Source organism: Mycolicibacterium tokaiense (genome assembly GCF_010725885.1).
Classification (GTDB): Bacteria; Actinomycetota; Actinomycetes; order Mycobacteriales; family Mycobacteriaceae; genus Mycobacterium; species Mycobacterium tokaiense.
The window spans coordinates 711,833-738,033 of the sequence record NZ_AP022600.1 but is presented as its reverse complement, the minus strand read 5'-3'; the positions used below and the strand labels follow the sequence as shown (position 1 = coordinate 738,033).

25 protein-coding genes and 1 tRNA gene are annotated in these 26,201 nt (G+C 68.1%); 11 read left to right on the top strand and 15 right to left on the bottom strand.

Annotated features, from left to right (window positions below):
- Positions 1 to 98: 98 nt before the first annotated feature.
- A complete protein-coding gene (locus tag G6N58_RS03535) occupies positions 99 to 1,841 on the top strand; it encodes an MFS transporter (protein WP_115279693.1) in 1,743 nt (580 codons plus the stop codon).
- A 6-nt stretch (positions 1,842 to 1,847) separates the two neighbouring features.
- Here the strand turns inward: G6N58_RS03535 and G6N58_RS03530 are convergent, their stop codons facing one another.
- Positions 1,848 to 2,867, bottom strand: coding sequence for a LacI family DNA-binding transcriptional regulator (locus tag G6N58_RS03530; protein WP_115279694.1), 1,020 nt, complete (start codon positions 2,865 to 2,867; stop codon positions 1,848 to 1,850).
- 306 nt (positions 2,868 to 3,173) lie between these two features.
- Here G6N58_RS03530 and G6N58_RS03525 point away from each other — a divergent pair, with 306 nt between their 5' ends.
- The 4 genes from G6N58_RS03525 (at position 3,174) to G6N58_RS03510 (ending at position 6,714) form a co-directional block, all read left to right on the top strand.
- On the top strand, positions 3,174 to 4,256 hold the full coding sequence (locus G6N58_RS03525) for an ABC transporter substrate-binding protein (protein ID WP_147289370.1): 1,083 nt from the start codon (positions 3,174 to 3,176) through the stop codon (positions 4,254 to 4,256).
- 85 nt (positions 4,257 to 4,341) lie between these two features.
- Positions 4,342 to 5,127 carry an ABC transporter ATP-binding protein gene (locus G6N58_RS03520; protein ID WP_115281840.1) on the top strand — a complete coding sequence of 262 codons (786 nt, stop codon included), beginning with the start codon at positions 4,342 to 4,344 and terminating at the stop codon, positions 5,125 to 5,127.
- Positions 5,120 to 5,887 (top strand): ABC transporter permease, encoded by a 768-nt coding sequence (locus G6N58_RS03515; protein WP_163907884.1) that lies wholly within the window; start codon positions 5,120 to 5,122, stop codon positions 5,885 to 5,887. Before G6N58_RS03520 ends, G6N58_RS03515 begins: the two co-directional genes overlap by 8 nt.
- Entirely contained in the window at positions 5,884 to 6,714 is an 831-nt protein-coding gene (locus tag G6N58_RS03510; protein WP_115279697.1) for an ABC transporter permease, read from the top strand. The genes G6N58_RS03515 and G6N58_RS03510 overlap by 4 nt, the downstream gene beginning before the upstream one ends.
- 5 nt (positions 6,715 to 6,719) lie before the next feature.
- On the opposite strand, the gene G6N58_RS03505 is transcribed toward G6N58_RS03510, so the two are convergent.
- Positions 6,720 to 7,898, bottom strand: a complete 1,179-nt coding sequence (locus G6N58_RS03505) for a M24 family metallopeptidase (RefSeq protein WP_163907882.1) — start codon at positions 7,896 to 7,898, stop codon at positions 6,720 to 6,722.
- A 75-nt stretch (positions 7,899 to 7,973) separates the two neighbouring features.
- Between G6N58_RS03505 and G6N58_RS03500 the strand changes: the two genes are divergently transcribed.
- From G6N58_RS03500 to G6N58_RS03490, 3 genes are read left to right on the top strand one after another with little or no spacing between them, the layout of a single operon-like run.
- Positions 7,974 to 9,038, top strand: coding sequence for an alpha/beta hydrolase family protein (locus G6N58_RS03500; protein WP_115279699.1), 1,065 nt, complete (start codon positions 7,974 to 7,976; stop codon positions 9,036 to 9,038).
- A 57-nt stretch (positions 9,039 to 9,095) separates the two neighbouring features.
- Positions 9,096 to 10,052: an efflux ABC transporter ATPase subunit, DrrA-related gene (locus G6N58_RS03495; protein ID WP_115279700.1), complete on the top strand. Its 957-nt coding sequence runs from the start codon at positions 9,096 to 9,098 to the stop codon at positions 10,050 to 10,052.
- On the top strand, positions 10,049 to 10,867 hold the full coding sequence (locus G6N58_RS03490; protein WP_115279701.1) for an ABC transporter permease: 819 nt from the start codon (positions 10,049 to 10,051) through the stop codon (positions 10,865 to 10,867). The genes G6N58_RS03495 and G6N58_RS03490 overlap by 4 nt, the downstream gene beginning before the upstream one ends.
- Before the next feature lie 4 nt (positions 10,868 to 10,871).
- On the opposite strand, the gene G6N58_RS03485 is transcribed toward G6N58_RS03490, so the two are convergent.
- Positions 10,872 to 11,144 (bottom strand): hypothetical protein, encoded by a 273-nt coding sequence (locus G6N58_RS03485; protein WP_115279702.1) that lies wholly within the window; start codon positions 11,142 to 11,144, stop codon positions 10,872 to 10,874.
- 60 nt (positions 11,145 to 11,204) lie between these two features.
- Complete coding sequence (locus G6N58_RS03480) at positions 11,205 to 11,903, bottom strand: FAD:protein FMN transferase (protein WP_163907880.1); 699 nt, start codon at positions 11,901 to 11,903, stop codon at positions 11,205 to 11,207.
- A gap of 216 nt (positions 11,904 to 12,119) precedes the next feature.
- On the opposite strand from G6N58_RS03480, the gene G6N58_RS03475 reads away from it, so the two are divergent.
- The gene (locus G6N58_RS03475; protein ID WP_115281841.1) at positions 12,120 to 13,154 is read left to right on the top strand and encodes a 4Fe-4S binding protein; all 1,035 of its coding nucleotides are present in this window, start codon (positions 12,120 to 12,122) and stop codon (positions 13,152 to 13,154) included.
- A gap of 85 nt (positions 13,155 to 13,239) precedes the next feature.
- Here the strand turns inward: G6N58_RS03475 and pth are convergent, their stop codons facing one another.
- The 6 genes from pth to G6N58_RS03445 form a co-directional block, all read right to left on the bottom strand.
- A complete protein-coding gene (pth, locus tag G6N58_RS03470) occupies positions 13,240 to 13,818 on the bottom strand; it encodes an aminoacyl-tRNA hydrolase (protein ID WP_115279704.1) in 579 nt (192 codons plus the stop codon).
- Between the two features lie 12 nt (positions 13,819 to 13,830).
- A complete protein-coding gene (locus G6N58_RS03465) occupies positions 13,831 to 14,493 on the bottom strand; it encodes a 50S ribosomal protein L25/general stress protein Ctc (protein ID WP_115279705.1) in 663 nt (220 codons plus the stop codon).
- Positions 14,494 to 14,637: 144 nt separating this feature from the next.
- Complete coding sequence (locus G6N58_RS03460) at positions 14,638 to 15,507, bottom strand: oxidoreductase (RefSeq protein ID WP_115279706.1); 870 nt, start codon at positions 15,505 to 15,507, stop codon at positions 14,638 to 14,640.
- A gap of 10 nt (positions 15,508 to 15,517) precedes the next feature.
- Positions 15,518 to 16,171, bottom strand: a complete 654-nt coding sequence (locus tag G6N58_RS03455; protein ID WP_115279707.1) for an LpqN/LpqT family lipoprotein — start codon at positions 16,169 to 16,171, stop codon at positions 15,518 to 15,520.
- Positions 16,168 to 16,506 carry an arsenate reductase (glutaredoxin) gene (gene arsC, locus G6N58_RS03450; RefSeq protein ID WP_115279708.1) on the bottom strand — a complete coding sequence of 113 codons (339 nt, stop codon included), beginning with the start codon at positions 16,504 to 16,506 and terminating at the stop codon, positions 16,168 to 16,170. The genes G6N58_RS03455 and arsC overlap by 4 nt, the downstream gene beginning before the upstream one ends.
- On the bottom strand, positions 16,507 to 17,487 hold the full coding sequence (locus tag G6N58_RS03445; protein WP_068918583.1) for a ribose-phosphate diphosphokinase: 981 nt from the start codon (positions 17,485 to 17,487) through the stop codon (positions 16,507 to 16,509).
- 137 nt (positions 17,488 to 17,624) lie between these two features.
- Here G6N58_RS03445 and G6N58_RS03440 point away from each other — a divergent pair, with 137 nt between their 5' ends.
- Complete coding sequence (locus G6N58_RS03440; protein ID WP_232067716.1) at positions 17,625 to 18,974, top strand: DUF2254 domain-containing protein; 1,350 nt, start codon at positions 17,625 to 17,627, stop codon at positions 18,972 to 18,974.
- Here the strand turns inward: G6N58_RS03440 and glmU are convergent.
- A complete protein-coding gene (gene glmU / locus G6N58_RS03435) occupies positions 18,965 to 20,419 on the bottom strand; it encodes a bifunctional UDP-N-acetylglucosamine diphosphorylase/glucosamine-1-phosphate N-acetyltransferase GlmU (protein ID WP_115279709.1) in 1,455 nt (484 codons plus the stop codon). The genes G6N58_RS03440 and glmU overlap by 10 nt on opposite strands.
- A gap of 4 nt (positions 20,420 to 20,423) precedes the next feature.
- Positions 20,424 to 20,495: transfer RNA gene (locus tag G6N58_RS03430), tRNA-Gln, on the bottom strand.
- Between the two features lie 27 nt (positions 20,496 to 20,522).
- On the opposite strand from G6N58_RS03430, the gene G6N58_RS03425 reads away from it, so the two are divergent.
- Positions 20,523 to 21,164 carry a TetR/AcrR family transcriptional regulator gene (locus G6N58_RS03425; protein WP_115279710.1) on the top strand — a complete coding sequence of 214 codons (642 nt, stop codon included), beginning with the start codon at positions 20,523 to 20,525 and terminating at the stop codon, positions 21,162 to 21,164.
- Positions 21,165 to 21,219: 55 nt separating this feature from the next.
- On the opposite strand, the gene G6N58_RS03420 is transcribed toward G6N58_RS03425, so the two are convergent.
- From G6N58_RS03420 to G6N58_RS31020, 3 genes are all read right to left on the bottom strand, one after another.
- Positions 21,220 to 22,407, bottom strand: coding sequence for a diaminopimelate decarboxylase family protein (locus G6N58_RS03420; protein WP_115279711.1), 1,188 nt, complete (start codon positions 22,405 to 22,407; stop codon positions 21,220 to 21,222).
- An 84-nt stretch (positions 22,408 to 22,491) separates the two neighbouring features.
- Positions 22,492 to 24,195: a PGRS repeat-containing protein gene (locus G6N58_RS03415; RefSeq protein ID WP_178057581.1), complete on the bottom strand. Its 1,704-nt coding sequence runs from the start codon at positions 24,193 to 24,195 to the stop codon at positions 22,492 to 22,494.
- Between the two features lie 65 nt (positions 24,196 to 24,260).
- Positions 24,261 to 25,946, bottom strand: a complete 1,686-nt coding sequence (locus tag G6N58_RS31020; protein WP_179968209.1) for a PGRS repeat-containing protein — start codon at positions 25,944 to 25,946, stop codon at positions 24,261 to 24,263.
- Positions 25,947 to 26,201: the final 255 nt, after the last annotated feature.

Below are 26,201 nucleotides of genomic sequence, written 5' to 3'. Positions count from 1 at the left end.
GAATTGCCTCCCACTGGTTTGCATAGCTAATATATGTAAGTTGCAGCGCACGCCGTGGTGAGCTGTCAGGCCGATCCGAGACACGAAACGAAAAGACGATGACTGCCGAACTCACCACTGACGCCCGTCTCGATGACACCGCGCGCCGCCGGGTCCGGATGGATCACGACCATCCCCACTACAAGTGGATCGTGCTGTCCAACACCACGTTGGGTACCCTGCTGGCCACCATCAACGCGTCCATCGTGTTGATCTCGCTGCCCGCCATCTTCCGCGGCATCGGACTCAATCCGCTGGCCCCGGGAAATGTCAGCTACCTGCTGTGGATGCTGATGGGCTACCTGGTGGTGACCGCCGTTTTGGTGGTGCCGTTCGGGCGTCTGGGGGACATGCTGGGCCGGGTCCGCATCTACAACCTCGGCTTCGTGGTGTTCACCGTCGCCGCCGTGGCCCTGTCCTTCGATCCTTTCCAGATGGGCGGCGGCGCGGTCTGGCTGATCGCCTGGCGGGTGGTCCAGGGTGTGGGCGGCGCCATGCTGATGTCCTCGTCGTCGGCCATCCTCACCGACGCGTTCCCGGCCAACCAGCGCGGGATGGCGCTCGGTGTGAACATGGTCTCGGCGGTGGCCGGCTCGTTCCTCGGCCTGCTCATCGGCGGTTTCCTGTCCGAATGGCACTGGCAGGCCATCTTCTGGGTCGGTGTGCCGATCGGTCTGGCCGGCACCGTCTGGAGCCTGCGATCGCTCAAAGAACTGGGCTCGCGCACCCCGGGCAAGTTGGACTGGGCCGGCACCCTGACCTTCGGCATCGGCCTGACGGTGCTCCTGATCGGCATCACCTACGGCATCCAGCCCTACGGTGATGCGAGCACCGGGTGGGCCAACCCGATGGTGCTCGGCGCCATCGCGGCGGGTCTGGTGCTGCTGGCGGTGTTCTGCGTCGTCGAGCTCAAGGTGGCCGCACCGATGGTCGACCTGCGGCTGTTCCGCTCGGCGTCGTTCGGGATGGGCAATCTGGCCGGACTGCTGTCGTCGGTCGGTCGCGGCGGCCTGCAGTTCATGCTGATCATCTGGCTGCAGGGCATCTGGCTTCCGTTGCACGGCTACAGCTTCGAATCCACGCCACTGTGGGCCGGTATCTATCTGCTGCCGATCACGGTGGGCTTCCTGGTGGCCGGGCCCATCGCGGGCTCGCTGTCCGACCGCTTCGGTGCGCGTCCCTTCACCGTCGGCGGCATGCTGTTGATGGCGGTGACGTTCGTGGCCCTGCTGCTGATCCCGGTGAACTTCGATTATTGGGTGTTCGCGCTGATCGTGTTCCTCAACGGCCTGGGCGGCGGTATCTTCACCGCCCCCAATACTGCGGCGATCATGTCGAGTGTTCCTGCAGCGCAACGTGGTTCGGCTTCCGGAGTGCGCGCCACGTTCTTCAACGCCGGCTCCTCGCTGTCCATCGGCATCTTCTTCTCGCTGATGATCGCGGGCCTGGCGAACACCCTGCCGTCGGCGCTGACCACCGGGCTGCAGGCCCAGGGCGTCTCGGCCGGTGTCGCACAGGACGTCGGCAACCTGCCCCCGGTGGGCAGTCTGTTCGCAGCATTCCTGGGGTACAACCCGATCGCCGAACTGCTCGAGCCCTCCCACGCGCTGCAGCAGCCCGGCGTCAACGCCGATGTGCTGACGGGCAAGACCTTCTTCCCCGAACTGATCACCGAGCCCTTCCACAGTGGACTGGTGGTGGTGTTCGCCGCCGCCGCGGTGATGATGGTGCTGGGTGCCATCGCCTCGTGGATGTCACCCGGGCGCTACGCCGACGCTCCGGGTGCAGACAACGCGGCGTGACCCGAATCAGGCCGGCGGGGGTGCCGTTGATCCCCGCACCACCAGCTTCAGCGGGAACTGCACCGAGAGTGGGGGCCGGTGCGGTTGGGCCAGGAGTTCGAGCAGCATGCGGGCCGCCTCGGCCCCGATGTCCTGGTTCGGTATCCCGACGGTGGTCAGCGGGGGACGCAGCTTGTCCAGGAACGGCATGTCATTGAACCCGACCACGCTCATCCGTTCGGGACAGGCGATGTCACGCTCGGCGAATACGTCGTAGCAGCCCAGGGCGATCAGGTCGTTGCCCGCGACGATCGCGGTGAAGTCGGTGCCCGCATCCAGGAGCCCGCGCAGGGCGTCGGCACCGGCCTCCTCGCTCCAGCTGGCACAGGTGGCTGTCAGCGCCGGGTCCTCGTCGGCGCCGTGGTCACGGATGGCGGCCCGGAAGGCGCGGGCACGTGCCACACCCGTCGAGGTGGTCTCGGGCCCGCCCAGGTGTGCGATTCGGCGATGGCCCAGCGCGGTCAGGTGCTGGACGGCCAGATACACCCCGGCCGGGTCGTCGGGTGCAACCGCAGGGGCGTCCACCCCATCGGGGCGGCGGTTGACCATCACCATCACGACGCCCTGCTGGTGTAACTGGACCAGCAGCGGATGGTCGATCCGCGCGGTGGCGACGATCAAGCCTTCCACCTGCCGGGACAGCAACGAATCCACCAGGCCCTGTTCGCGGATCTGATCGTTGTCGGTGTTGACCACGAGCGCGCTGTAGCCGGCCGCCTCCAGCGTCCGTTCGATGCCCCTCAGGATGGGCGGGAACAGGGGGTTGGTGAGGTCGGGGATCAGCACCCCGATGGTGCCCGACTTGGCGGTCTTGAGTCCGCGCGCGATGGGATTGGGTCGGTAACCCAGCGATTCGGCGGCCCGGATCACCCGGCGCGCCGTCTCGGTGTTGACCAGGCCGCGCGTTGCCGGGTTCAGCGCCCGGGATGCCGTGGCGGCATGCACTCCCGCCGCCACAGCCACGTCACGCAAGGTCGGGGTCGACACGGATGTCAGCCTAGATCCGCGCCGCAGCACGCGTGCCGCCCCGGCGGGCCGACAGCAGATCGCCGATGCCTGGTTGCAGTCGATTGCACAGGTCGATCTGACATGGAGACTCCTCGTCGAGGCTCTGATCGGCGGAAACCCACCGCTTCTAGCTGCGACAATAGGGACTCGTGATTCTCATCACAGGAAATTCGCAGAAATCGTTGACACGGATACAGCCTGATTGCTTAGCTAGGTTTGCAATCGATTGTGACGACCTGCGCAGCGGGGCGCGGCGCGCAATTGTGCACGGGCGGAGGATTTCTCGTGACTTCAGCATGGACGGATCGGAAGGTGGGTGTGCGCCGGGCAGTGACGGTGGCGGCCGCATGCGGCGCGCTGCTGTTCACCGCGGCATGTGGCGGGGGTGGAGGCGGCGACGCCGCCGGCCCGTCCAGCGAGGGCGGCGGCGGTGGTGAGCGGGAGAAACTGATCGTCTCCATGCCCGTCATCCCCCCCAACTTCGTGCACGTCATGCCCTGGGTCGCCCAGGACCAGGGCTTCTACGACAAATTCGGGGTTGATGTCGAACTCGTGAGCCTCGACACCGGCGTGACCGCACTGCGCGGCGCGGAGGCCGGCTCCGCCGACATCGCGGCGGTACCCACCCCCACGCTGATCAATGCCGTCGCGCAAGGCGGCTCGGCGAAGGCCTTCTACACCTATTCCGACAAACTCGACGTACAGATGGTCACCACAGCGGACGTCAACGGGTGTGAGGACCTGCGAGGCAAGGTCGTCGGTGTGGACGAGGTGGGCGGCTTCGCCGAGGTGCTGACCAAGATGTACTACACCTCGTGTGGGTTGACGCAGGAAGACGTCACGTACGGCAACTTCCCCGGCGCCGAAGGCCAAGCCATGGCGCAGGGCCAGTCGGCCTCCGGCGTGCTGCACATCGACGAGGCCCAGGGCGTCATGGAGCAGTTCCCGGATGCCGGTCTGAAATCCGTGGTGAATCTGTGGGACGTGGTGCCCGACTGGCATTACGCCGGCTTCGCCGCACCGGAGTCGATTTTGCAGGAACGCCGCGACGCCATCGTGGCGTTCACCGCCGCGAACATCGCCGCCAACCGGTTCATGACCGACACCGCGAACAAGGAGGCCGTCCTCGACACCGCTGAGGAGGTCACCGGTCTGGACCGTGAGATCCTCTCGCAGACCTACGACACCTTCATCGAAGACGAGCTGTTCCCCGACGACAACGGCTATCCCCAGGAGATGGTGGACTTCACCGCCGACCAGCAGGTGGAACTGGGCAACATCACCGAGGACATCAAGCCGACCTACGAGCAGCTGGTCGACACCACGATCTACGACGACGCGCTGGCGCTCTACGAAGAGAAGTCCTGACCTTCGCCTCACGGCGCCGGTGGCGGCCAACAGATCACGGCCGTCACCGGCGCCGCACCATCACCGAACATCGAAAGGCGCCGTTGTGGCGAATGTCGACATCAAGGACCTCTCGAAGCACTTCGGGCCGCTGAGTGTCTTCGACAACATCAACCTGCACGTCGACGAATACGAATTCGTCTCCATCCTGGGGCCCAGCGGCTGCGGCAAGACCACGCTGCTGCGCATCGTGGCCGGCATCGAGCAGGCCACCGGTGGCGCTGTCTTCATCAGCGGTGAGCAGAACTCCAAGCCACGCCCTGACATGACGTTGGTGTTCCAGAACTTTCGGCTGCTGCCGTGGCGCACGGTCCAGGACAATGTCGGCTACGGCCTGCGGCTGCGCGGCCACAGCAAGTCGAAGGCACGGGAAGCAGCGCAGCAGTATGTCGACATGGTGGGTCTGCAGGGGCGCGAGAAGAAGTACCCCTACCAACTCTCCGGCGGCATGCAGCAACGTGTGGGCCTGGCCCGCGCCCTGGCCATCCGGCCCGAGATCCTGTTGATGGACGAGCCGTTCGGAGCGCTCGACGCACAGACCCGCGAGCTCATGCAGGAGGAACTGCTCCGGATCTGGTCAGCGGACCGCAAGACGGTCATCTTCGTCACCCACTCCATCGACGAGGCGATCGTGCTGTCCGACCGGGTGGTGGTGATGCAGGCCAATCCAGGCCGGATCGTCGAGGACATCACCATCCCCTTCGAGCGCCCGCGCAATGCAGCTGCCATCCGGGTGGACCCGGTGTTCGCCGAACTGCGGGCCCGGATGTGGTCGCTGCTACGTCAGGAAGAGCTGAAGGCCGGTTCTGTGCACGGAGTCAGTGGTGACTGACGGAACGTTGAGCAGAAGCCGAATCTGGCAGCTGCGCATCGGTTTTGCCATCTTCGTCCTGGCCCTGTGGTACGTCGTCGCGATCACCACCGGTGATCTGTTCCTGGCCGAACCGCACGTCATCGCCCAGCGGCTGTGGCAGTCGTTCCTGGACGGCGAGTTCCTGCAGTACGCGCAGCCGACGGCGTACATCATCGCCGTCGGTGCCGCCCTCGGAGTGGGACTCGGTGTGCCTGTTGGCCTGCTCATCGGCCGGGTCCGGTGGCTCTACTGGCTGACCGAAGCGCCCATCAACATCTTCTACACCACCCCGCTGGTCGCGCTGATCCCGTTCATCCTGGTGATTCTCGGCTTCAACAACACCTCGAAAATCCTGATCGTCTTCCTGTTCACCGTCCTGCCGGTGATCATCAACACTGCGTCCGGGGTGCGCACCGTCGACCCCGACCTGCTGGAGCTCACACGATCGTTCTGCGCACCCGAATGGACGGTGTGGCGCGACGTCCTGATCCCCGGCGCACTACCCGCCATCATGACCGGCCTGCGGATCGGGCTGATCCATGCACTGGTGGGCGCGGTCCTGGCCGACTTCTACGCGGGCGCCAGCGGCTTCGGCTACCTGATCATCCTGTACTCCAACCGCTTCGACATCGCCGGTGCGCTGGGACCGGTGCTGGTGCTCGCGGCCACCGGAACCCTGATCGCCACCCTGCTCAAAGGCGCGCAGCGCCGACTCTCACCGTGGCAAGGAGCGTCATGACCCACACCGTAGGCGCCGCACTGCCCACACCCACCCCCGCGCCCCCAGCGCCGAAAGTGCGCCGGTCCGCCCGGGTGAGCCCCCAACGGCTGATCTGGTTCCTGGGTCTGCTGATCGTGCCCGTCGCGTGGGAACTCTACGCCGCGTTCGCGGACAGCCCCCTGATCGTGGGACCCCTGGCCGTGCTCGAAGCGGGTGTCGAGATGGCCCGCGACGGCGAGCTCACCACCGCCATCTGGCAGAGCGCATCGGTGTTCGTGGTCGGGATGGCCATGGGTACCGCGCTCGGGCTATTGGTCGGCATCCTGGTGGGCCGGTTCCGGTCGATGGACGTCATGCTGGATCCCTACATCTCGGCGCTGTTCGCGACGCCACTGGTGGCCGTCATCCCGATCCTGGTGGTGGCGTTGGGCTTTGGATTCTTCGCGAAGGTGGTGATCGTCGCCATGTTTGCGTTCTTCCCGGTGACCATCAACACCGCGGCCGGTGTCCGGGGCGTGCCCCGCGACCTCGACGAACTGGCCCGTTCCTTCTGCTCGACCGAGCTGCAGGCGTGGCGCGACATCCTGATCCCGGGGGCGCTGCCCTTCATCGTCACCGGCATCCGGCTGGCGGTCGGACGTTCTCTGATCGCGGTGGTGGTGGCTGAATTCTCGACGGCGGTGACCGGTCTGGGCTTCCTGATCCTGGTGAACTCCCGGCGGTTCAACATGGCCGAGTCCCTGGTCCCGGTGGTGATCCTGATGATCACCGGCTTCGTTCTCTACACGGCGCTCAAGAGCGTCGAGACCCGGCTGGCGCCGTGGATCGTCCGCACCGCCGAATAGTGCGGTCAGCCGTCGATCAGGCCCAACCCGCGCGGAAACTGGTGCAGCCGAGCGCATCCGGTTGCGGTGATCTCGAAGAGCTCGCCGGTCTGCACCCCGATCCGGCCATCGGTGGTGGTGACGTTCGGCTGCACCACGATCGTCATGCCCTCGGCCAGCGGCAGCGTCGGCGGCGCTTCCAGCGTGCGGCTGCGCGAACCGAACACCGGCGGCAGGTACCCGCCGCCCAGACCGTGCACCAGGTCGTCGACGGTGGTGAATCCGGCGTCCTCGATCACCTCGGCAGCCGCCACGATCTGCTCGGGCAGCACGCCCGGTGCCAGCAGTGCCTCGATCCGGCTCAACGCCGCATCGGCCACCTGGTGCAGTTCGGTGACCACGGGTGTGGGCGGCTCGGCGACGGTGAAGGTACGCAACAGCTGTCCCGGGTAGTCCACACCCACCGCGGTGCTCAGCTCGCAGGCCAGCACGTCACCGCGGTGGACCACCCGCCCGTTGGGCCATTGCGACGGCACACACTGCGCGGGCTCGGCCATCGCCGTGAGCGCGAAGTAGTGAATGTAGTTGGTGCCACCGTGGGCGAGATAGCTGCCCTCGACCAGCGCGCCGAGCTCGTATTCGGTGCTGCCCGGCCGGGTTCCGTCCCGCAGCGCGGCGCAGGACAGATCGGTGAGGTGCGCCGCCGCGCGCAGCCACGCCAGCTCCTCGGCCGACTTGTGCAGGCGGATCCTGGTGTAGGCGCCGTTGAGATCGGCGATGGCGCCCAGGTTCTCGCGCAAAGCGGTGTGCATCCCGAACGGCACGGCGCCCACCACCGCCACGCCGCTGTCGGAGGCGCCGCGGCGGCGCAGCTCGTCGAGCAGCGACGCGGTGGTGGACCCGGCCCAGCGCACGTCGGCGGCCGGCGCCAGAGCGCGGGCCTGGGGTACGTGATTGAAGAAATGCACCAGCAGCGTGTCGGGTTCGCCGATGGTGTGCACCACCACCGCTTCCCGGGTGACCGGCCAGCCCGTCAACCACTGCACCGCACTGCCGGAGCGGTTGGCGCCGTACAGCACGCAGTGGCGCACACCCGCCGCCGCCAGGGCGGCATCCAGAACTGCGGTGCGACGGCTCATCTCGGCGGCGGAAAAGGTGGGCCGGCCGGTGCCGGACAGGACGTCGAGTGGGTGCGCTGCGGTCATCATCGGAACGTAGTGCATTCCGCTACATGCGGTCAATCATGTTGTTGTGCAATGTAATAGAGGAGATGAACAAAGATGACCCAGGATCAACTGGTCGCCTCGGCGATCGCGCACTGGGGTCCGCGGTTCACCGTCAACGGCGTCACCGTCGCCGATTTCGAGCGGGTGACCGCGCGGGTGCAGACCTGGCCGCAGTGGTGTGCGTCCTGGGTGGCCGCGGGCACCGAGCACGAGGAGCTCGGACGCACCGCCCTCGCGGAGGGCCGACTGACCTCGGCGGGTGAGCACCTGGCCCAGGCCGCGGTTTACCACCACTTCGCGAAGTTCGTGTTCGTCGTCGACGTCGACGAGATGAAGGCCGCACATCAGCGGGCGGTCGACTGCCTGGACGCCGCGTTGCCGTACCTCAATCCACCGGGGCGCCGGCTCGAGCTGCCCTTCGAGCACAGCCGGCTGGTCGGCATCCTGCGGGTTCCGGACGGGCCGGGCCCACACCCGGTGGTGGTGATGCTGCCTGGGCTGGACTCGGCCAAGGAAGAACTGCGCTCCACCGAGCAGGGCTTCCTGGACCGCGGCATGGCCACGCTGGCACTCGACGGCCCCGGGCAGGGGGAGTCGGAGTACGACTTCCCCATTCGCGGCGACTGGTCGGCGGTCGCGGAGTTGATCTGGCGCACGGTGTCGGACGCGCCGGAGCTCGACGAGTCCCGGTTGGGGGTGTGGGGTGTCAGCCTGGGCGGGTACTACGCGCCCCGGGTCGCCGCGGCGCTCGGTAACCGGGTGTCGGCCTGTGTGGCACTGGGTGGCCCGTTCAACTTCGGCTCGGTCTGGGCGGGGCTGCCGCAGCTGACCCGCGACACCTTCCGGGTGCGTGCGGGCACGACCACCGACGCCGAGGCCCGTGACGTCGCCCTGACTCTGGGCATGGACGAGGTCGCCGCCGACGTGGTGGCACCGCTGCTCATCGTGTTCGGCCGCAAGGACCGCCTCATTCCCTGGCAGCAGGCGGTGAAGCTGCGCGACGCGGTATCCGGCCCCGTGGAGCTGCTCATGTTGGAGGAAGGCAACCACGGGTGCGCCAACGTCGCGCCGTGGCACCGGCAGCGGACCGCCGACTGGCTGGCGGCCCAACTGCGGTGAGCCCGGCGGGGCGAAAACTCCTGGAGGCCTGTCGGTGGGACCGGCTACCGTCGAGCCATGCCCGACGCCGCCATCGAAGCCATCGATCTGGTCAAGAAGTTCGCTGACTTCACAGCCGTCGACGGAATCAGCTTCACCGTCCCCCAGGGCACCGTGCTGGGGCTGCTCGGCCCCAACGGTGCGGGCAAGACCACCACCGTACGGATGATGACCACCCTGACCGAGCCCACGTCGGGCACGGCCCGGGTGGCCGGCTTCGACGTCCTCCGCGAACCCGAACAGGTCCGCCGCAACATGGGACTCACCGGGCAGGCCGCCACCGTCGACGAGCTGCTGACCGGGCGGGAGAACATCCGGATGATCGGCAGCCTCTACGGGTTGCGCCGCCGCGAACTGGAGCTGCTGGGGGACCGGCTGCTACAGCAGTTCTCCATCGCGGACGCCGCCGACCGGGTGGTCAAGGGCTATTCGGGCGGTATGCGCCGCCGCCTCGACCTGGCGGTCAGCCTCATCGCGGCGCCGCCGGTGCTTTTCCTCGACGAGCCCACCACCGGCCTGGACCCGCGGTCGCGCAGCGAGCTGTGGGAGGTGCTGCGTCAGCTGGTCGCCGATGGCACCACCTTGCTGCTCACCACGCAGTACCTGGAGGAAGCCGACCAGTTGGCCGACGAGATCGTGGTCGTCGATCGCGGCCGCATCATCGCCCAGGGCACCCCGTTGCAGCTCAAACAGCAGGCGGGTAACGCCAGCCTGGTGGTCACCGTCTCGCACGCCGCAGATCTGGAGACCGTGCGGTCGCTGATCGCCAGAACCGGAGCCGAGGTCCACGTCGATGTCGGCGCGCGCCGGCTCACCGCCTCGGCGGAAGGACTGGAGGCCATGACCCGGGTGGCCGGCTGGCTGCAGGAGAGCGCCATCGAGGTCGACGACATCGGGCTCACCCGCCCCAGCCTGGATGACGTGTTCCTGTCGTTGACCGGGCGCACCAGTACGGCCGAGGAGGTGAGCGTATGACCACCCGCCCGCAGATCAGGGCGACGTCGCTGGCCTATCAGTCCTGGGTCATGGTGAAGCGCAACCTGATCCACACCAAGCGGATGCCCGAGATGCTCTCCGACGTGACGGCGCAGCCGATCATGTTCGTGCTCCTGTTCGCGTTTGTGTTCGGCGCCTCCATCACCGGCACCGGGGGAGCCTCCTACCGCGAGTTCCTACTGCCCGGGATCCAGGCGCAGACCATCGTGTTCTCGGCATTCGTGGTGGCATCCGGCATCACCGCCGACGTGGAGAAGGGCATCATCGACCGCTTCCGCTCGCTGCCCATCTCCCGGTCGTCGGTGCTCATCGGCCGCAGCGTGGCCAGCCTGATCCATTCCTCCATCGGCATCGTGGTGATGGCCCTGACGGGTCTGGCCATCGGCTGGCGCATCCGCAACAGTGTCGCCGAGGCGGTGCTGGCCTTCGCGCTGGTGCTCGTGTTCGGCTTCGGGATGATCTGGTTCGGCATCCTGGTCGGCTCGCTGCTGCGGTCGGTGGAGGCGGTCAACGGCGTGATGTTCACCGTGCTGTTCCCGATCACGTTCCTGGCCAACACCTTTGTGCCCACCGAACCCATGCCGCACTGGCTGCGGGTGATCGCCGAGTGGAACCCGGTGTCCTCGCTGGCGCAGGCCATGCGTGAACTGTGGGGCAATGGCCCGCCCGCACCGGCCGATGCCCAGCTGCCACTGCACCATCCGGTTCTGGCGACGGTGTTGTGGTCGCTGGCCATCACGGCGGTGGTGGCACCGTTCGCCCTGCGGGCGTACGCCAAGCGGACCTCGGACTGACCCCTCAGTCGTCGATGTATTCGGCGGGGCAGTTCAGGTCGACGAACACGGTCCGCAGCGGATCGTTGGCCATCGGCCGAACCGCGTTGACGGTGCAGTTGGTCAGGGGAGCGTTGCGGGAACCGTTGATCTGGACGTTGTAGCCCTGGCTGCGCAGCTGCTGGACGGTGGAGGTCGCTGACGTGCCCGACGGCGCCGCAGTTGCGTTGCCGGCTAGTGCAATTGCGGTCGGGGCGACCGCCGCGGCGGCCAAGGTGGCGAAGAGGTAGCGCTTCATGGTGTACTCCTTGTGGTTGTGAGAACGGACGGTGTGCAGACCATTCGCTCGCGGGTGTGACTACTTTGTGAACAGCGCTCCGGGGAAGGTGCGCGAGATTTCCGCGTGGCCGTCGTGGAACAGCCTGATGTAGCTGAAGCGGAAGTACTTGGCCAGCCGTGCCGGCGTGGTGGAGAACAATTTGGCGCCAAGGGCGTTGGCGGTGGCGGCTTCTGCTGCCACCACCCAGGTGGCGGACACCGGGCCGTCGGACGTTGCCGCCGTGGTGCACAGTGCCTGATCGGTGACGGTGGCGACGCCCACCGCCAGGGTCGGGTCGCCGGGGTGGCGCAGTGCGATCGGTAGCGGTACGCAACCGCTGTGCCGCAGCCCGTCCGCCGTACCGACCACAAAATCGTCGGCGCCGCGACGGTGCAGCAGCTCGGTGACCAGGTCGACCAGGTGGCCGGTCCCGGTGGCGCCGACGTCGACAGTCAGTGCGCCCGACGTGCTCAGCGTGGTGCCGCTGCGGTCGACCTCGAAGACCCACGACGGTGCCCCGGTCGCTGCGGCGACGGCATCGAAGAGGCCGAACAGCCGGTGCGACTCGGTGGGGAAGTGGAAAGTGCCGCCGTGGCGGCGGGCCATGGTGTCCACCAGTGATTCAGGCTCAGACCTGGAGAAGCTGTGCTGGTGCCGGCGGGCCAGGTCGGCCACCTCCGCGGTGATGCGTGCGGGCAGCGGCTCAGCCGTTTCGATGCTGATACTGCCGCCGTCCACAGGGAAAGTGAATCGGCACAGGGCTTCTCGTGCTGAATCAGCGGGTGTACCGACGGACTGCAGGTGTGTCATGGGTGGTCCTCACGTAGGTGGTGGCCAAGTGACAACAACGCTATCGGCGCCGGGGCCCGGGAAGCCGGACTGCATAGGAATTCCATATCCGGGCAGCTCGAGCTGGACGCTGGACAGCTGAGTATTGGTAGATATACTCAGATGATGGCAGGCAGGATCTCACCCCGAATCGCTGACCATCCGACGGTGCGCACAGTGCTGGCGCGCAGCAGCCCGAAGCCGGGGGTCATCGATGCGGGCTGGCTGCGGCAGGTATGTCTGGAGGCCGGCGCCGACGACGTGGGCTTCGCCAGTGTCGCCAACCCGGCGTTGGTGTCCGAGGCCGAACACGTGGAAGCCGCGCAGCCAGGGGCCAGGAGCTACCTGTCGCTGGTGGTCAAGATGAACCGCGACAATGTGCGCTCGACGGCCCGCAGCGTGGCCAACCAGGAGTTCCACCGCACCGGTGAGATCATCAACGAAGCTGCCCACCGCATCACCCGCACCCTGCAGGACGCCGGCTACCGCGCCCTGAACCCGTCGGCCACCTTTCCCATGGAGATGGACCGGTACCCCGGGCGCATCTGGGTGGTGGCACACAAACCCGTCGCCGTGGCCGCGGGAATGGGCGTGATGGGCATCCACCGCAATGTCATCCACCCGCGGTTCGGTAACTTCATCCTGCTGGCCACCGTCATGGTGGATGCCGAGATCAGTGATTACAGTGCGCCGCTGGATTATTCGCCGTGCCTGGAGTGCAAGTTGTGCGTGGCGGCGTGTCCTGTGGGCGCCATCGGCAAGGACGGCGAGTTCGATTTCGTGGCGTGCTCGGTGCACAACTACCGCGAGTTCATGGGTGGCTTCACCGATTGGGTGCAGACCGTCGCCGACAGCACGGATGCGCAGGATTTCCGCTCGCGGGTCACGGATTCGGAGAATGCCTCGATGTGGCAGAGCCTGTCGTTCAAGGCGAACTACAAGGCAGCCTACTGCCTGGCGGTCTGCCCGGCCGGCGAGGAGGTGATCGAGCCCTACCTCGACGACCGCAAGGGCTTCATGGATCTGGTGCTCAAACCGCTGCAGGAGAAGGTCGAGACGTTGTACGTGTTACCCGACTCGGCCGCCAAGGCGCATGCGGAGAAGCGGTATCCGCACAAGCCCGTCAAGGTCGTCGACAGCGGAATCCGCGGGCTTTCCTGACGCCGAGCGCGCGTGTCCGCGCACGCCACGCCGCTTGCAGACGTACAAACACGCACGCTCGGCGTGGGGGTCTGGACAGATGACGCTAGGTCCAGGCGTGGACCTGGTTCTGCGCGGGTTCGATACCCAGCTGCACCAGCAGCTCGGCAGCGTCGGCGGCCTGCTCGCAGATCACGCCGAGCTCCGGGCGCTCGCGGGAGTTGAACTGCTCCAGCACGAACGCCGCACCCGACTTACTGCCGGGCGGGCGCCCGATGCCCACCCGCACACGATGAAAGTCGTTGGTGCCCAGCGCCGAACCGACGGAGCGCAGGCCGTTGTGGCCGGCGACCCCGCCGCCGAACTTCAGCCGGATACGGCCGAAGTCGATGTCGAGTTCGTCGTGGACGATCACCACGTCGGCGGGGGCCACCGAATAGAAGTTCGCCAAGGGACCGACCTGACGGCCGGACTCGTTCATGTAGACCCGCGGCTTGGCGAGGATCACGGCTCGGCCGCCGAGGCGGCCGGTGGCCACCTCGGCGCCAGAGCGCTTGTGCACTTTGAACTTCTCGCCCAGCCGCTCGGCCAGGACGTCGACGACCATGAACCCGATGTTGTGCCGGGTCTTGGCGTAGTTCGGCCCGGGGTTTCCCAGGCCGACCACCAGCATCGGTTCGGCCATGTCGAGGTGGGGCTACTCGGACTTCTCGGCGTCGCCCTCGGCGTCGGCCTCGGCCTGCTCCTCGAGCTGCTCTTCGACGGGCTCGCCGCCGCCCTCGGCCTCGAGCTCTTCCTCGGTGGGTGCAGTCACGACGTTGACCACCAGCAGTTCGGGATCCGACACCAGCGTGGTGCCCTCGGGCAGCTCGACCTGGGCGGCGGTGATCTGGGTGCCGGCCTCGGCATCCTCGACCGACACGGTGAAGCCCTCGGGGATGGACATCGCCTCGGCTTCGACCTCGAGGGTGGTGGTCTCCTGGGTCACCAGGGTGCCGGGGGCGGCGTCGCCCTCGACGGTGACGGGCACCTCGACGGTGACCTTCTCGCCGCGGCGCACGATGATGAGGTCGACGTGCTGGATGCTGCGCTTGATGGGGTGGATCTCGATCTGCTTGGGCAGCGCCAGCGCCTCGGTGCCGTCCACGTCGAGGGTCAGCACAGCGTTGGTGCCGAAGTTACGCAGCACGGCTGCCAGCTCACGGCCCGGCAGGTTGAGATGCTGCGGATCGGTGCCGTGGCCGTAGAGAACGGCGGGCACCTTGCCTTCGCGGCGGGCCTGACGAGACGCACCCTTACCGGTCTTGGTGCGGACCTCGACGGTCAGATTGTTGGCGGCGTGCGCCTGGGCCTTGGCCATGTGATGTTCTCCTGTACCTGTGCTGTCATCGCACGGCCAGGGTCACGCGCGGTAGCGCGGAGGTCCCGTCGATAACGGTGGCCTGGCCACCCTCGCCGTGATCGCCCGCAAGGGTAACGCACCGTCACAGGAGAAATGAAATCGTCACAACGAAAACTGCACGTCGGTGAGCGTCTCGGACAGGCTCCACAGCGCGGCGGCCGTCTTCCGGTCACGGGCCAGCGGACTGCGCCCGACCGTCTGGGTGGGGCCGTTGCTCAGGAAGCGGGGACCGATGAAGCTGTCGCCGGCGACCGGTTGCGAGGCGGCGAACAACGTCTGACGGGCGCCGAAGGCGGCGTCGGTGGCCAGCAGCTTGTTGCCGGCACGCCAGATCGGGGTGCCGAACTTGTTGCCGGTCTGGCCCTGCAGGTTGGTCGCCGAGTAACCGGGGTGGGCGGCCACCGCGATCAGCGTAGATCCGGCTGCCTCGAGGCGGCGCTGCAACTCGGTGGTGAACAGCAGGTTGGCCAGCTTGGACTGGCAGTACGCGGGCCAGGCGAAGTAGGGGCGGGCCCGATAGTTGAGGTCGTCGACCTTCACCCGGCCGAACAGGTGCATCAGCGAGGACACCGTGACCACCCGGTCGGTGAGCTTGGGCAGCAGCAGGTTGGTCAGCGCGAAGTGACCCAGGTGATTGGTGCCGATCTGGCTCTCGAAGCCGTCGGCGGTCTCGGCGTAGGGCACCGCCATGATGCCCGCGTTGTTGATCAGGACGTCCGCCGCGTCGATGCTCTCGGCGAAGGCGCGCACCGACGCCAGTGACTGCAGATCCAGCGGCCGGACCTCGACGTCGCCGGTCATGCCGGCTGCGGCGGCGTCCCCTTTGGCGGTGTTGCGCACCGCGAGGATGACCCGGGCGCCGACGCGGGCCAGTTCTCGGGCGGTGACTTCACCGAGGCCGCTGTTGGCGCCGGTGACGATGACGGTGCGGCCGGCGAAGGACGGGAGGTCTGCGGCTGTCCAGTGGGTCATGCCTGACAGATTAGCGAGCAACTGTCACGCCGAAGCCTTTGATGGTCTCCTCGATCGGATCCGATTGCGCGACGGCCTGATTGGCCAGGGTGCTGGCGGTGAACTGGATGAGGTACCGGTCGAAGCCGGCGGTCACCGGGATCACCACCCGGTTGTAGGTGTGTACCCGCGTGCCGTCGGGGGCGTCGTAGCTGCCCTCGATCATCGCCGACGGGAAACCGTCGAAGTCGTCGAAGGACTCCCCGAGCTTGGTGAAGTTCTTCGCCATCGTGGCATCGGCGTTGGCGCGGGTGATCGCCTCGCCCACGTCGAAATTGCCCCACAGTCTGAAGGCCATCACCATGACGTTGGGGTAGTGGTCTGCCGCCCCGGCAGGCCGGATCAGCCGTACGTCGCGCAACTCCGGGTCGTCCACGACGGCCCACCCGGCGGGCACCGGCAGCGTCACCGTCACATCGTCCAGCGCGTCGAGGGGCCGCGGCTCGCCGGTGACCCCCAGCGTCTCGAGGTACTCGTAGAACGGCACCGGTTGTTCCGTGGAGGTCTCCGGCGTCGGGGTGGCCACGGTGGGACTGTCGGTCCAGATCGACTGGTAGTCAGGCGTTTCCGCCCCGCAGGCGCTGACCAGCAGTGCTGCGGCAAGGGCGGCGACGCCGGCTCTCACAGGATGTCGCGCACCGCATCGACCGGGCGGGCCAGCCGGGTGCCCTTGTCGGTGACGACGAACGGCCGCTCGATCAGGACGGGGTGCGCCGCCATGGCGTCCAGCAGTTCATCGTCGGAAGCGTCGGCCAGGTTCAGTTCGGCGTACAGCGCTTCCCGCTTGCGGACCGCCGCCCGCACCTCGATCCCGGCGTCGGCGATCAGCCGGGCCAGCTCGGCACGCGAGGGTGGGGTCTTGAGGTACTGCACCACCGTGGGCTCGACGCCGGACTCGCGCAGCAACTCCAGCGTCTTGCGCGAGGTCGTGCAGCGCGGGTTGTGGTAGATCGTGCTCATCTAGGCCGAGCCGTCGAAGAGACTGGTCACCGACCCGTTGTCGAACACCTGGCGGATGGTGTCGGCCAGCAGCGGGGCGATGGACAGCACGGTCAGCGCGGGGAACTGCTTGTCCTCGCCGATGGGCAGGGTGTTGGTGACGATCACCTCGCGGGCGCCGCAGTCGGCCAGGCGCTGTGGTGCCGGGTCGGACAACACGCCGTGGGTGGCGGCGATGATGACATCGGTGGCGCCGTCCTCACGCAGCAGCTTGACCGCGCCGGCGATGGTGCCGCCGGTGTCGATCATGTCGTCGGTCAGGATGCACGTCTTGCCGCGCACGTCACCGACCACCCGGTTGGACTTCACCTGGTTGGGCACCAGCGGGTCGCGGGTCTTGTGGATGAAGGCCAGCGGCACGCCACCGAGCGAGTCGGCCCACTTCTCGGCGACGCGCACCCGGCCGGAGTCGGGGGACACCACCACGAGGTCGCTACCGGCGTACTTGTCGGCGATGTACCCGATGAGCAGCTTCTGCGCGCGCATGTGGTCCACCGGGCCGTCGAAGAACCCCTGGATCTGATCGGTGTGCAGGTCCACCGTGACGATGCGGTCGGCGCCCGCGGTCTTGAGCAGGTCGGCGACCAGTCGCGCCGAGATGGGTTCGCGGCCGCGGTGTTTCTTGTCCTGGCGGGCGTAGGGATAGAACGGCACGATCGCGGTGATCCGCTTCGCGCTGCCGCGCTTGAGGGCGTCGATCATCAGCAGCTGTTCCATCAGCCACGAGTTCAGCGGCGCCGGATTGGACTGCAGCACGAATGCGTCGCTGCCTCGTACGGATTCGTCGAAGCGGACGAAGATCTCGCCGTTGGCGAAGTCGCGGGCCGTCATCGCGGTGACGGGAACGTCGAGTTCCTTGGCGACCTGGTCAGCAAGCTCGGGGTGCGCTCGGCCCGAGAAGAGCATCAGGCTTTTGCGGTTGTCGGTCCAGTCGTGGCTCACTGTTGCCCTCGCCGGTCGGGGATCAATACGCGCCAATCGTACGTAGCGGTTCTGCGTCTGCGGTGCCGGGTTACCAGATTGGAAACAACAGCAGACATGCTGGCACTAGCTGACCCGAACGAATGGAGGTGGCAATCGTGGGTGTGTTGACCCGAATCCAACAGCGCCGATCGCAGTTGCTCGACGGCGTGCGCACCCGATTGTGGCCCGTCCCGGCGATGGCGGTGCTGGCGGCGGTCTGCGCAGGGGTGGCCATCCCGGAGCTCGACGAGGCCTTCGACGACCGGTTGCCGGTCTCCGTCTCGGCATACCTGTTCGGGGGAGGTTCTGACGCCGCCCGGGATGTTCTGAGTGCGGTGGCCTCGTCGCTGATCACCGTGACATCGCTGACGTTCTCGCTGACGGTGGTGACGTTGCAGCTGGCCAGCCAGCAGTTTTCTCCGCGGCTCTTGCGGACATTCGCTCGCGACCGGTTCGTTCAGCTGACGCTTGCGGTGTTCTTGTCCACCTTCGTCTACGCGCTGACGGTCCTGCGGACGGTCCGCGACAGCACCGACGACGGTCAGGCTCAGTTCGTCCCCAAGATCGCTGTGACCGTGGCCTACCTCATGGCCGTGGTGAGCGTGGTCGGCCTCGTTCTCTTCCTCGGGCACCTGGTTCGTCAGATTCGGGTGGAGACGCTGCTGGACACGGTGGCCGGCGACGCCCGCCAGTCGATCCGGGCCGCGACGGGCATCGCCGAACGCGACGAGGTACCGGCACCTGTGGCACCGGCGTCGGCGCTGGCCCTGACGGCTCCCTCGACCGGGTTTCTGGGTTCCAGCGATGCCGACGCGCTTCTCGCCGCCGCCACGGCCCAGGACGTCGTGATCGAAATCAGCGAATATCCGGGAAACTGGCTGGTCGAGGGAACCCCGTTGGGCCGCGTGTGGTCGAGGCACCACCGTCCCCTCACCGACGATGCCCGAGAGTCGGTGCACCGATGCCTGAAGGAGGCGACGACCATCGGCTTCGAGAGAACCTCGGTACAGGACGTCAGATACGGCGTACGTCAACTCACCGATGTCGCTGTCAAGGCGCTGTCGCCGAGCATCAATGACCCCACCACCGGGGTGTACACCTTGGGGCATCTGTCGGCGGTGCTCTGCGACCTGGTGGACCGGGACCTCGATGACGTGGTGCGCTGCGACGGCGACGGTGTGGTCCGTGTCATCCTCGCGCGACCCGGTTTCGACCTCCTGCTCGACCTGGCGATCGGTCAGCCCCGCCGCTATGGCGCCGCCGAGACCGCGCTGCAGGCCGCGGTGCTGCGGTTGCTGCACGACGTGGCCTGGCGGACGTCGGTGCCCGCGCACCGCGCGGGCGTGGCGCGCCAACTGAGCCGGACCCGCGCGTCGGTGGCTCAGCAGGACTTCGATGCGACCGACCGTCAGGACCTCGAACGGCTGGCTCTGCGCGTCGAGCAGGCGCTCGCCGGTCAGTCCTGACGGTCTTCTTCGGTGGCCTTGCGGGCCGCCTCGGCCGACGCGGACTCCGGCCGCTTGCGCTGTACCCAGCCCTCGATGTTGCGCTGCGGACCCGCCGACACGGCCAGCGCGCCGGGCGGGACGTCCTCGCGCAGGACGGTGCCCGCGCCGGTATAGGCGCCGTCGCCGACCGTCACCGGGGCGACGAACATGGTGTCCGACCCGGTACGCACGTGGGAGCCGATGGTGGTGCGCCGTTTGGTCTGGCCGTCGTAGTTGACGAAGACGCTGGAGGCGCCGATGTTGCTGTGCTCGCCGATGTCGGCGTCGCCGACGTAGGTCAGGTGCGGGACCTTGGTGCCGGTGCCGATGGTGGCGTTCTTGGTCTCGACGAACGCGCCCAGCTTCCCGTCGGCGCCCAGGTGGCTGCCCGGCCGCAGATAGGTGAACGGCCCGACGGTGGCCCCCGCACCGATGGACGACGCGCTGCCGTGGGTGCGCACGACCGATGCCCGGTCGCCGACGGTGACGTCGGCGAGGGTGGTGTCCGGCCCGATTGCGCAGTGTCTGCCGATGGCCGTCGACCCCAGCAGTTGGGTCCCGGGCGCCACCACGGTGTCCTGGCCGATGGTGACCTCGATGTCGATCCAGGTGCTGGCCGGGTCGACGACGGTGACCCCGGCGCGCTGGTGGGTGGCCACGATGCGTCGGTTCAGTTCGGCGCCCAGGGCGGCCAGCTGCACCCGGTCGTTGACCCCGGCGACCAGCATGGTGTCGTCGACGTGTTCGGCGAGGACCACCTGGCCGTCGCCGCGCAGGATGGAAATGACGTCGGTGAGGTACAGCTCGCCCTGGGCGTTGTCCGAGCGCAGCCGCTGCAGCGCTGAGCGCAGCGCTCCCGCATCGAAGGCGTACACCCCGGCGTTCACCTCGCAGATGGCCTGCTGGCTCGGCGTCGCGTCGGCCTGCTCGACGATCGCGATCACCTCGTTGTCCTGCGTGCGCAGCACCCGGCCGTAGCCCGTCGGGTCGGACTGGGTGGTGGTCAGGATGGTCGCCGCCGACGTCGCCGCGGTGTGCGTCTCGATCAGTGCGGTCAGGGTCTCGGCATCGAGCAGGGGCACGTCCCCGGAGGTCACCACAACGGTGCCGTCGAAGCTGTCCGGCAGTGCGGTGAGCCCGCACAGCACGGCGTGCCCGGTGCCCAGCTGTTGGTCCTGCACGGCGACGTCGATCTGACGGCTTAATGTGTCCGCCAGCTCCGTCACCGCCGGAGCGATGACTTCGCGGCTTTTACCCAGAATCGTCACCAGATGCTCTGGGGATACCCCGGCGCCAGCGCGAATGGCGTGCTCGAGCATGCTGCGGCCGGCAAGGGGGTGCAGCACCTTCGGGATATCTGAACGCATGCGCGTGCCCGCACCGGCGGCCAGCACGATCACAGCGGTTTCGGCTTGAGTTGTCATGAAGCTCCGTCGCCAGGACTCGAACCTGAACTATCTGAACCAAAATCAGAGGTGCTGCCGATTACACCACGACGGACTATTGCGGCACGGAGTCTATACGCTGATGCTCGTGGCAGCCCCTGACAAAGAGGTGCGCGCCCCGCGGGCCCGGATGACGGGCAGCGAGCGACGGCATCAGTTGATCGACATTGCACGCACGCTGTTCGCCGAGCGCGGATATGACGCCACCTCCATCGAGGAGATCGCGCAGCGGGCCAACGTCTCGAAACCCGTGGTCTACGAGCACTTCGGCGGCAAGGAAGGGCTGTACGCCGTGGTGGTGGATCGGGAGATGTCGGCGTTGCTCGACGGCATCAGCTCGTCGCTGACCAACAACCGTTCCCGGGTGCGGGTGGAGATGGTGACGCTGGCGCTGCTGACCTACGTCGAGGAGCGCACCGACGGCTTCCGGATCATGATCCGCGACTCGCCGGCGTCCATCAGTTCGGGGACGTACTCGTCGCTGCTCAACGACGCCGTGTCCCAGGTGGCCTCGATCCTGGCCGGCGACTTCTCCCGCCGCGGTCTCGACCCGGAACTCGCGCCGCTGTACGCACAGGCGCTGGTGGGTTCGGTGTCGATGACGGCGCAGTGGTGGCTGGACACCCGTGAGCCCAAGAAGGAAGTGGTGGCCGCGCATCTGGTGAACCTGATGTGGAACGGCCTGACCCATCTCGAGGCCGACCCGCACCTGGCCGACGAATAGCGATTTCGGCGCGCTCGCAACCGCTCAGCGGTTGCGAGCGCGCCCGAATCGCAGGTCAGCCGCGGTCGCGGGCCATCAGGTCGGTGACGGTTTCGCGCCGCACCAGGGTGCGCAGCCGACCGTTGCACACCGAGACCAGCGGCGGCTGGGCCACCAGAGCCCCGCTGCAGCGGTGATAGGCCCCTGTGCCGGCGACGGCGATCAGGTCCCCGGGGTGGATGTCGCAGGGCAGGTCGGCATCGCCGACGATCTCGACGCCGTTGCGCCCCACGACCGACTTGGCCTCCGCTGGCCCCAGTGCATGCCGGTTGGCCACTGTCACGGTGCAGCGGGCCCCGAAGGGGGTGGTGCCGTCGACGATCACCCGGCCGCGGGTGACCGCAGCCACCCGGTGGACGGTCACTGCGGCCCGGGCGACCAGCGCCCGGCCCGGCTCGACGACGATGGTCGGCCGCGGGAACCGCTCGGCGGCGCAGGCCGCGTCCAGGGCGTCATCGATGGCCAGCGACAGCGCCCGGACATCCAGCACCGGGTCGCCGCTGCAGTAGGGCACCGCGTGACCGCCGCCGATGTTCAGCTCGCTGAGCACCACGCCGTGGCGCTTGCGGACGTCGGCCATGGCGCGCAGGAGCCGGCCCACGGCGTCGCCGTAGACCTGGGCGTCGCTGAGCTGGGTGCCCAGGTGACAGTGCAGGCCGACGGGATGCAGCAGCGGCTCACGGAGCACACACCGGACCAATTCCGGATCCGCCGCGCTGATCAGCACGTTCTGCGGTGCGGTCAGCACCCGCGCCAAGCAGGCGATGTCGAGCACCGAATCGATCACCACGCGTCCCACGCCTGCCGCGGCGGACAGGTCGTCGGTGGGGCCGTGGTAGACGATGCGGGCGGGGTCGACGCCGCCGGCGGTGGCGGTCATCAGCTCGGCGGCCGAGCCGACGTCGACGCCCAGATGCTCCTCGGCCGCCATCCGCGCGATCCCGGTGGTCAGCAGGGCCTTGGCTGCGTAGATCACCTTGGTGCGGGGCAGGTCCTTGCGGTAGCGCTTCGCGCGGTACCGGAAATCAGCCTCGTCGAAGACGGTGACGGGGGTGCCGGCCTCGTCGGCCACGTCGGTCAGTGCGAGCCCGCCGACGGTCAGCCGTGCGGCTTCGTCGACGTGGGTGGTGTATGGCCACAGCGTCGGATCGATCCGAGGCTTCACCGCATGGCGCAGTGACGGCAGGATGTCCAGAAGTGTCATGGATCCACGGTGCGCCCATCGACTGGCAACGGCCACAGGCGTTTACGAGGTTCTGACAGCTTCCGGTCGATTCTTGACGGTCTGTCAGCCGACGGTGCTGGTGCCGTCCTTGCCGTCGCTACCGCGGTCGGACCCGCCGTGGCCGCCGGTGCCGGGGGTCCCGTCGGGTCCGGTGTTGCCCCCGTCGCCGCCGTTGCCGTCACGTCCGGCGTCGCCGCCGTCGCCACCGGTTTCATCACCGAATCCACCGTCGCCGCCATTGCCTGCGGTGCTGCCGCCGTTGCCGCCCAGGCCGCCGGAGCCCGACCAGCCGAGGCCTTGGCCGCCCTTGCCGCCGTCGCCCAGAGCGCCCGCATCGCCCCCGTCGCCACCGTTGCCGATGCCGTAGAGGTCACTGCCGGTGCCCATACCGCCGTTGCCACCGTGGCCCGCCCGCGTTCCGCCCGTGCCGCCATCTCCGCCGACGCCGGCATAGGTGCCGGTGGCCGCACCGCCGTCGCCGCCGTCGCCGAACTGCCCGGCATCTCCACCGTCGCCGCCCAGGGATGCTCCGTCGTCTGGATCGCTGGAGGTGGCTTCTCCGCCGTGTCCGCCGTTGCCGATGCCGGCGGCGTCGCCGCCCCAACCACCGATCGCCCATGAGGTGCCGCTGGCGGTTCCACCGTTGCCACCGTTGCCCGCCAGCGAGCCGCCGTTTCCGCCGTCGCCGCCGTACCCAGCATCGCCGTTGGCCGACCCGCCGCTTCCGCCGCGCCCACCATTGCCCAGGGTCACCGCGTTGCCGCCGTCACCACCGGTTCCGTTGGCGCTGGTGGCATTTCCACCGGCTCCACCGTTGCCGGCGAGTTGCCCACCCCGGCCACCATCGCCGCCGGTCCCGTAGGCCACGTCCGCTGTGCCACCGCGGCCGCCGTTGCCCAGCAGGCCGGCGTTGCCGCCGTCACCGGCGGTGGTGAAGGTGGCGTTCGCGCTGCCGCCGTCACCGCCGTTGCCGAACAGCACGCCGCCGCGGCCGCCAGTGCCCGCTGCGGTGGTGGCCGTGGCCACTGCTCCTACACCGCCGTTGCCGAACAGTCCTGCAGCGCCGCCGTTTCCGCCGTTGGCACCGGCTCCGCCGTTGCCCCAGAGCAATCCGCCGGCACCGCCGTTGCAGGCATCGCCAGTACAGTCGGCGGCCGCGTCCACACCGTTGCCGAAGAGTCCGAGGAACGGCCCTTCGCTGAACACCAACTCGGGCGCCCTCATCCGCAGCCCACCGCCCGGGGCGTACGGGCAGTAGGAGCCGCGGCAGAACTCCTGATGGTCGCCGGTGACGCTATAGATCTTGTTGTCCACGTTGACGATCGAGACGTTGTTGGCGTTGCCGGTGACAGTGAGAATCGATGAGTTGCCGGTCATCTCGATCCGGTTCATGTTGCCGACCACGCGCAGGTACTCGCCGTCCCCGGTCACCGAAGCGGAGTTGAACGTGCCGCCCTCGAGTGAGGCCTGCGCCCCGAAGCCGCTGGCACGCGCTGCGTTACCGTCTCCGTTGGAGATGGTGAAACTGCTGTCACCCAGCGACTCCGCCTTTGCTTCTGCGCCGTTGGCGATGGCACTGGCCCCCGCCCCGAGCGCGATGGCCTGGGAGTCGCGTCCGACGGCCTGAGCTGACGCGCTGCCCTGTTGATGTTTGACCTCGCCGTCCGCAACGATCGACAGGTTGCCCGGTGTCGGTCTGGTGATGGTGGGCGCTGCGCCGGCAACCAGCGGTGTGCTGAGACCCACGACCACGGCGGCTGAAGCCACTGCTGTGCGGCTGAACGGGATTCGTTTCATCGTGGCCTCTCGAGTGTGGTGGTTCATCGCGGTCTTCAGCCGGCGGTGGTCTGGCCGTCTCTGCCGTTGTTGCCGGACTGGCTGCCGCCTTGACCGCCGGTGCCGGGCGTGCCGTCGGAGTTCGTGTTTCCGCCGTTGCCGCCATTGCCGTTGCGTCCGGCGTTACCGCCGTCGCCACCGGTGTCGGTGCCGAAGCCGCCGTCGCCGCCGTTGCCGGATTTCCCGCCGCCGTTGCCGCCGAGCCCGCCGGATCCCGACCAGCCGGTGCCGTTTCCGCCCTTGCCGCCGTTGCCGGTGCCGATGGTGCCGGCGTCGCCGCCGTCCCCGCCATTGCCGATGCCGTATTCATCGTCGCCGGTGCCGAGTCCGCCGCGGCCCCCGTTGCCGTCCCGGTTGCCGCCGTTGCCACCGTCACCGCCGACGCCGGCGTACATGCCGGTGCCGCTGCCGCCGTTGCCGCCGTCGCCGTACTGGCCGCCGTCGCCGCCGTCGCCGCCGACGGCCACGCCGACGCCGTCTTGATCGGCCAAGGCGTGTCCGCCGTTGCCGCCGTTGCCGATTCCGTAGGCATTGCCGCCCGAGCCGGCCACCGCGGTGACGTCGGCGATGGCGTCGCCGCCGCGACCACCGTCGCCGAGCAGGCTGCCGCCGTTGCCGCCGTCGCCGCCGGTGGCGCTGCCTGCGGTGGCCGAGCCGCCCTCGCCGCCGCGCCCGCCGTTGCCGACGGAGATGGCGTGGCCACCGTCGCCGCCTTGGCCGTCATCACCGGTGGCGTCACCGCCGTCGCCGCCGGTGCCCAGCAGTTTGCCGCCCCAGCCGCCGTTGCCGCCGGTGCCGTTGGCCGTGCTGGAGTTGCCGCCACGGCCGCCGTTGCCCAGCCAGCCGGCGTCGCCGCCGTCACCGGCGTCGGTGAACTGCTCGCTGGCCGCACCACCGATGCCGCCGTTGCCGAACAGCAGCCCGCCGCGGCCGCCGTTACCTGCCGCGGAAGTGGCGGTGGCGGCTGCCCCGGCTCCGCCGTTGCCGAACAGTCCTGCCGCGCCGCCGGTTCCGCCGTTGGCGCCCGCCCCGCCGTTGCCCCAGATGAGCCCGCCGCGGCCACCGTTGCATGCTGACCCTGTGCAGTCCGCCGCGGCATCAGCACCGTTGCCGAACAACCCGAACAGAGGCCCGGCACCGAACGTGTTTCCTACGGATGCGATCCCGAGCAGACGCGCGCCGCTGATGTGCGCGCAGGAGTCGCCCCGGCAGAAACTTCGATCGTCGCCGTTGATTGCGTAACGCTGGAAGTCGCGATGGTCCACGACGGCCACGTTGCGGTTACCAACGATGGCGATCGAGTTGGCGAAGCCGTTGAGGTCGGCGACATTGCCTTTCCCGTGGATGGACAGGAAGCTGGTGTCGCCGACATTTTCGGCTCCATTGTCGGCGCCGTAGACGAACACCTTCGTGCCGGATCCGAACGCCAGGCCGTAGCTCTGCGCACCTGTCACCTGGGCCACGGAATAGTCACCCACAGCTCCGGCGCGTGCGGCGCCCGTCAGAACATCGGCGACGGCGCCGTCGCCCGCGGCCACGGCAAAAGTGTCGACGCCGTCGGTGCTGGAGCGGGCGGTGCCTTCCTGGTGCTTGAGCTGCCCGTTCACAGAGATCGAGAGATTCCCCGGGGTCGGCAGTGTCGGTACCGCTGCGCTCGCCACCAACGGCGATACCAATCCCACCCCCACCACTGTTGCCAGAACCCCGACCCGTCCGACAGCAGAACGCCCCATCATCACCCTTCGCCCGAAAGTAGAAAAGCTGAAGTCTTTGCTCGAGAACTCGTCGGAGTAGGCAGGCCAGCCCTGGAGGCAAACCTGGCACAACTGGAAAAGACCAGTTCAAGGTCAAGTTCTGCGATCGAGAACAAACTAGCAGGCGCGTCAGTTACCTGTACAGCAATTGCATGCAAGTGTGCTCTGCAATGTCGCTGCGGT

What these genes read in the sequence shown, in the direction of transcription:
- G6N58_RS03535 (WP_115279693.1), top strand. Translation starts at nt 99, where the DNA reads ATGACTGCCGAACTCACCACTGACGCCCGTCTCGATGACACCGCGCGC.
- G6N58_RS03510 (WP_115279697.1), top strand. Translation starts at nt 5,884, where the DNA reads ATGACCCACACCGTAGGCGCCGCACTGCCCACACCCACCCCCGCGCCC.
- G6N58_RS03505 (WP_163907882.1), bottom strand. Translation starts at nt 7,898, where the DNA reads ATGACCGCAGCGCACCCACTCGACGTCCTGTCCGGCACCGGCCGGCCC.
- G6N58_RS03500 (WP_115279699.1), top strand. Translation starts at nt 7,974, where the DNA reads ATGACCCAGGATCAACTGGTCGCCTCGGCGATCGCGCACTGGGGTCCG.
- G6N58_RS03495 (WP_115279700.1), top strand. Translation starts at nt 9,096, where the DNA reads ATGCCCGACGCCGCCATCGAAGCCATCGATCTGGTCAAGAAGTTCGCT.
- G6N58_RS03490 (WP_115279701.1), top strand. Translation starts at nt 10,049, where the DNA reads ATGACCACCCGCCCGCAGATCAGGGCGACGTCGCTGGCCTATCAGTCC.
- G6N58_RS03485 (WP_115279702.1), bottom strand. Translation starts at nt 11,144, where the DNA reads ATGAAGCGCTACCTCTTCGCCACCTTGGCCGCCGCGGCGGTCGCCCCG.
- G6N58_RS03475 (WP_115281841.1), top strand. Translation starts at nt 12,120, where the DNA reads ATGGCAGGCAGGATCTCACCCCGAATCGCTGACCATCCGACGGTGCGC.
- pth (WP_115279704.1), bottom strand. Translation starts at nt 13,818, where the DNA reads ATGGCCGAACCGATGCTGGTGGTCGGCCTGGGAAACCCCGGGCCGAAC.
- G6N58_RS03465 (WP_115279705.1), bottom strand. Translation starts at nt 14,493, where the DNA reads ATGGCCAAGGCCCAGGCGCACGCCGCCAACAATCTGACCGTCGAGGTC.
- G6N58_RS03460 (WP_115279706.1), bottom strand. Translation starts at nt 15,507, where the DNA reads ATGACCCACTGGACAGCCGCAGACCTCCCGTCCTTCGCCGGCCGCACC.
- arsC (WP_115279708.1), bottom strand. Translation starts at nt 16,506, where the DNA reads ATGAGCACGATCTACCACAACCCGCGCTGCACGACCTCGCGCAAGACG.
- glmU (WP_115279709.1), bottom strand. Translation starts at nt 20,419, where the DNA reads ATGACAACTCAAGCCGAAACCGCTGTGATCGTGCTGGCCGCCGGTGCG.
- G6N58_RS03425 (WP_115279710.1), top strand. Translation starts at nt 20,523, where the DNA reads ATGCTCGTGGCAGCCCCTGACAAAGAGGTGCGCGCCCCGCGGGCCCGG.
- G6N58_RS03420 (WP_115279711.1), bottom strand. Translation starts at nt 22,407, where the DNA reads ATGACACTTCTGGACATCCTGCCGTCACTGCGCCATGCGGTGAAGCCT.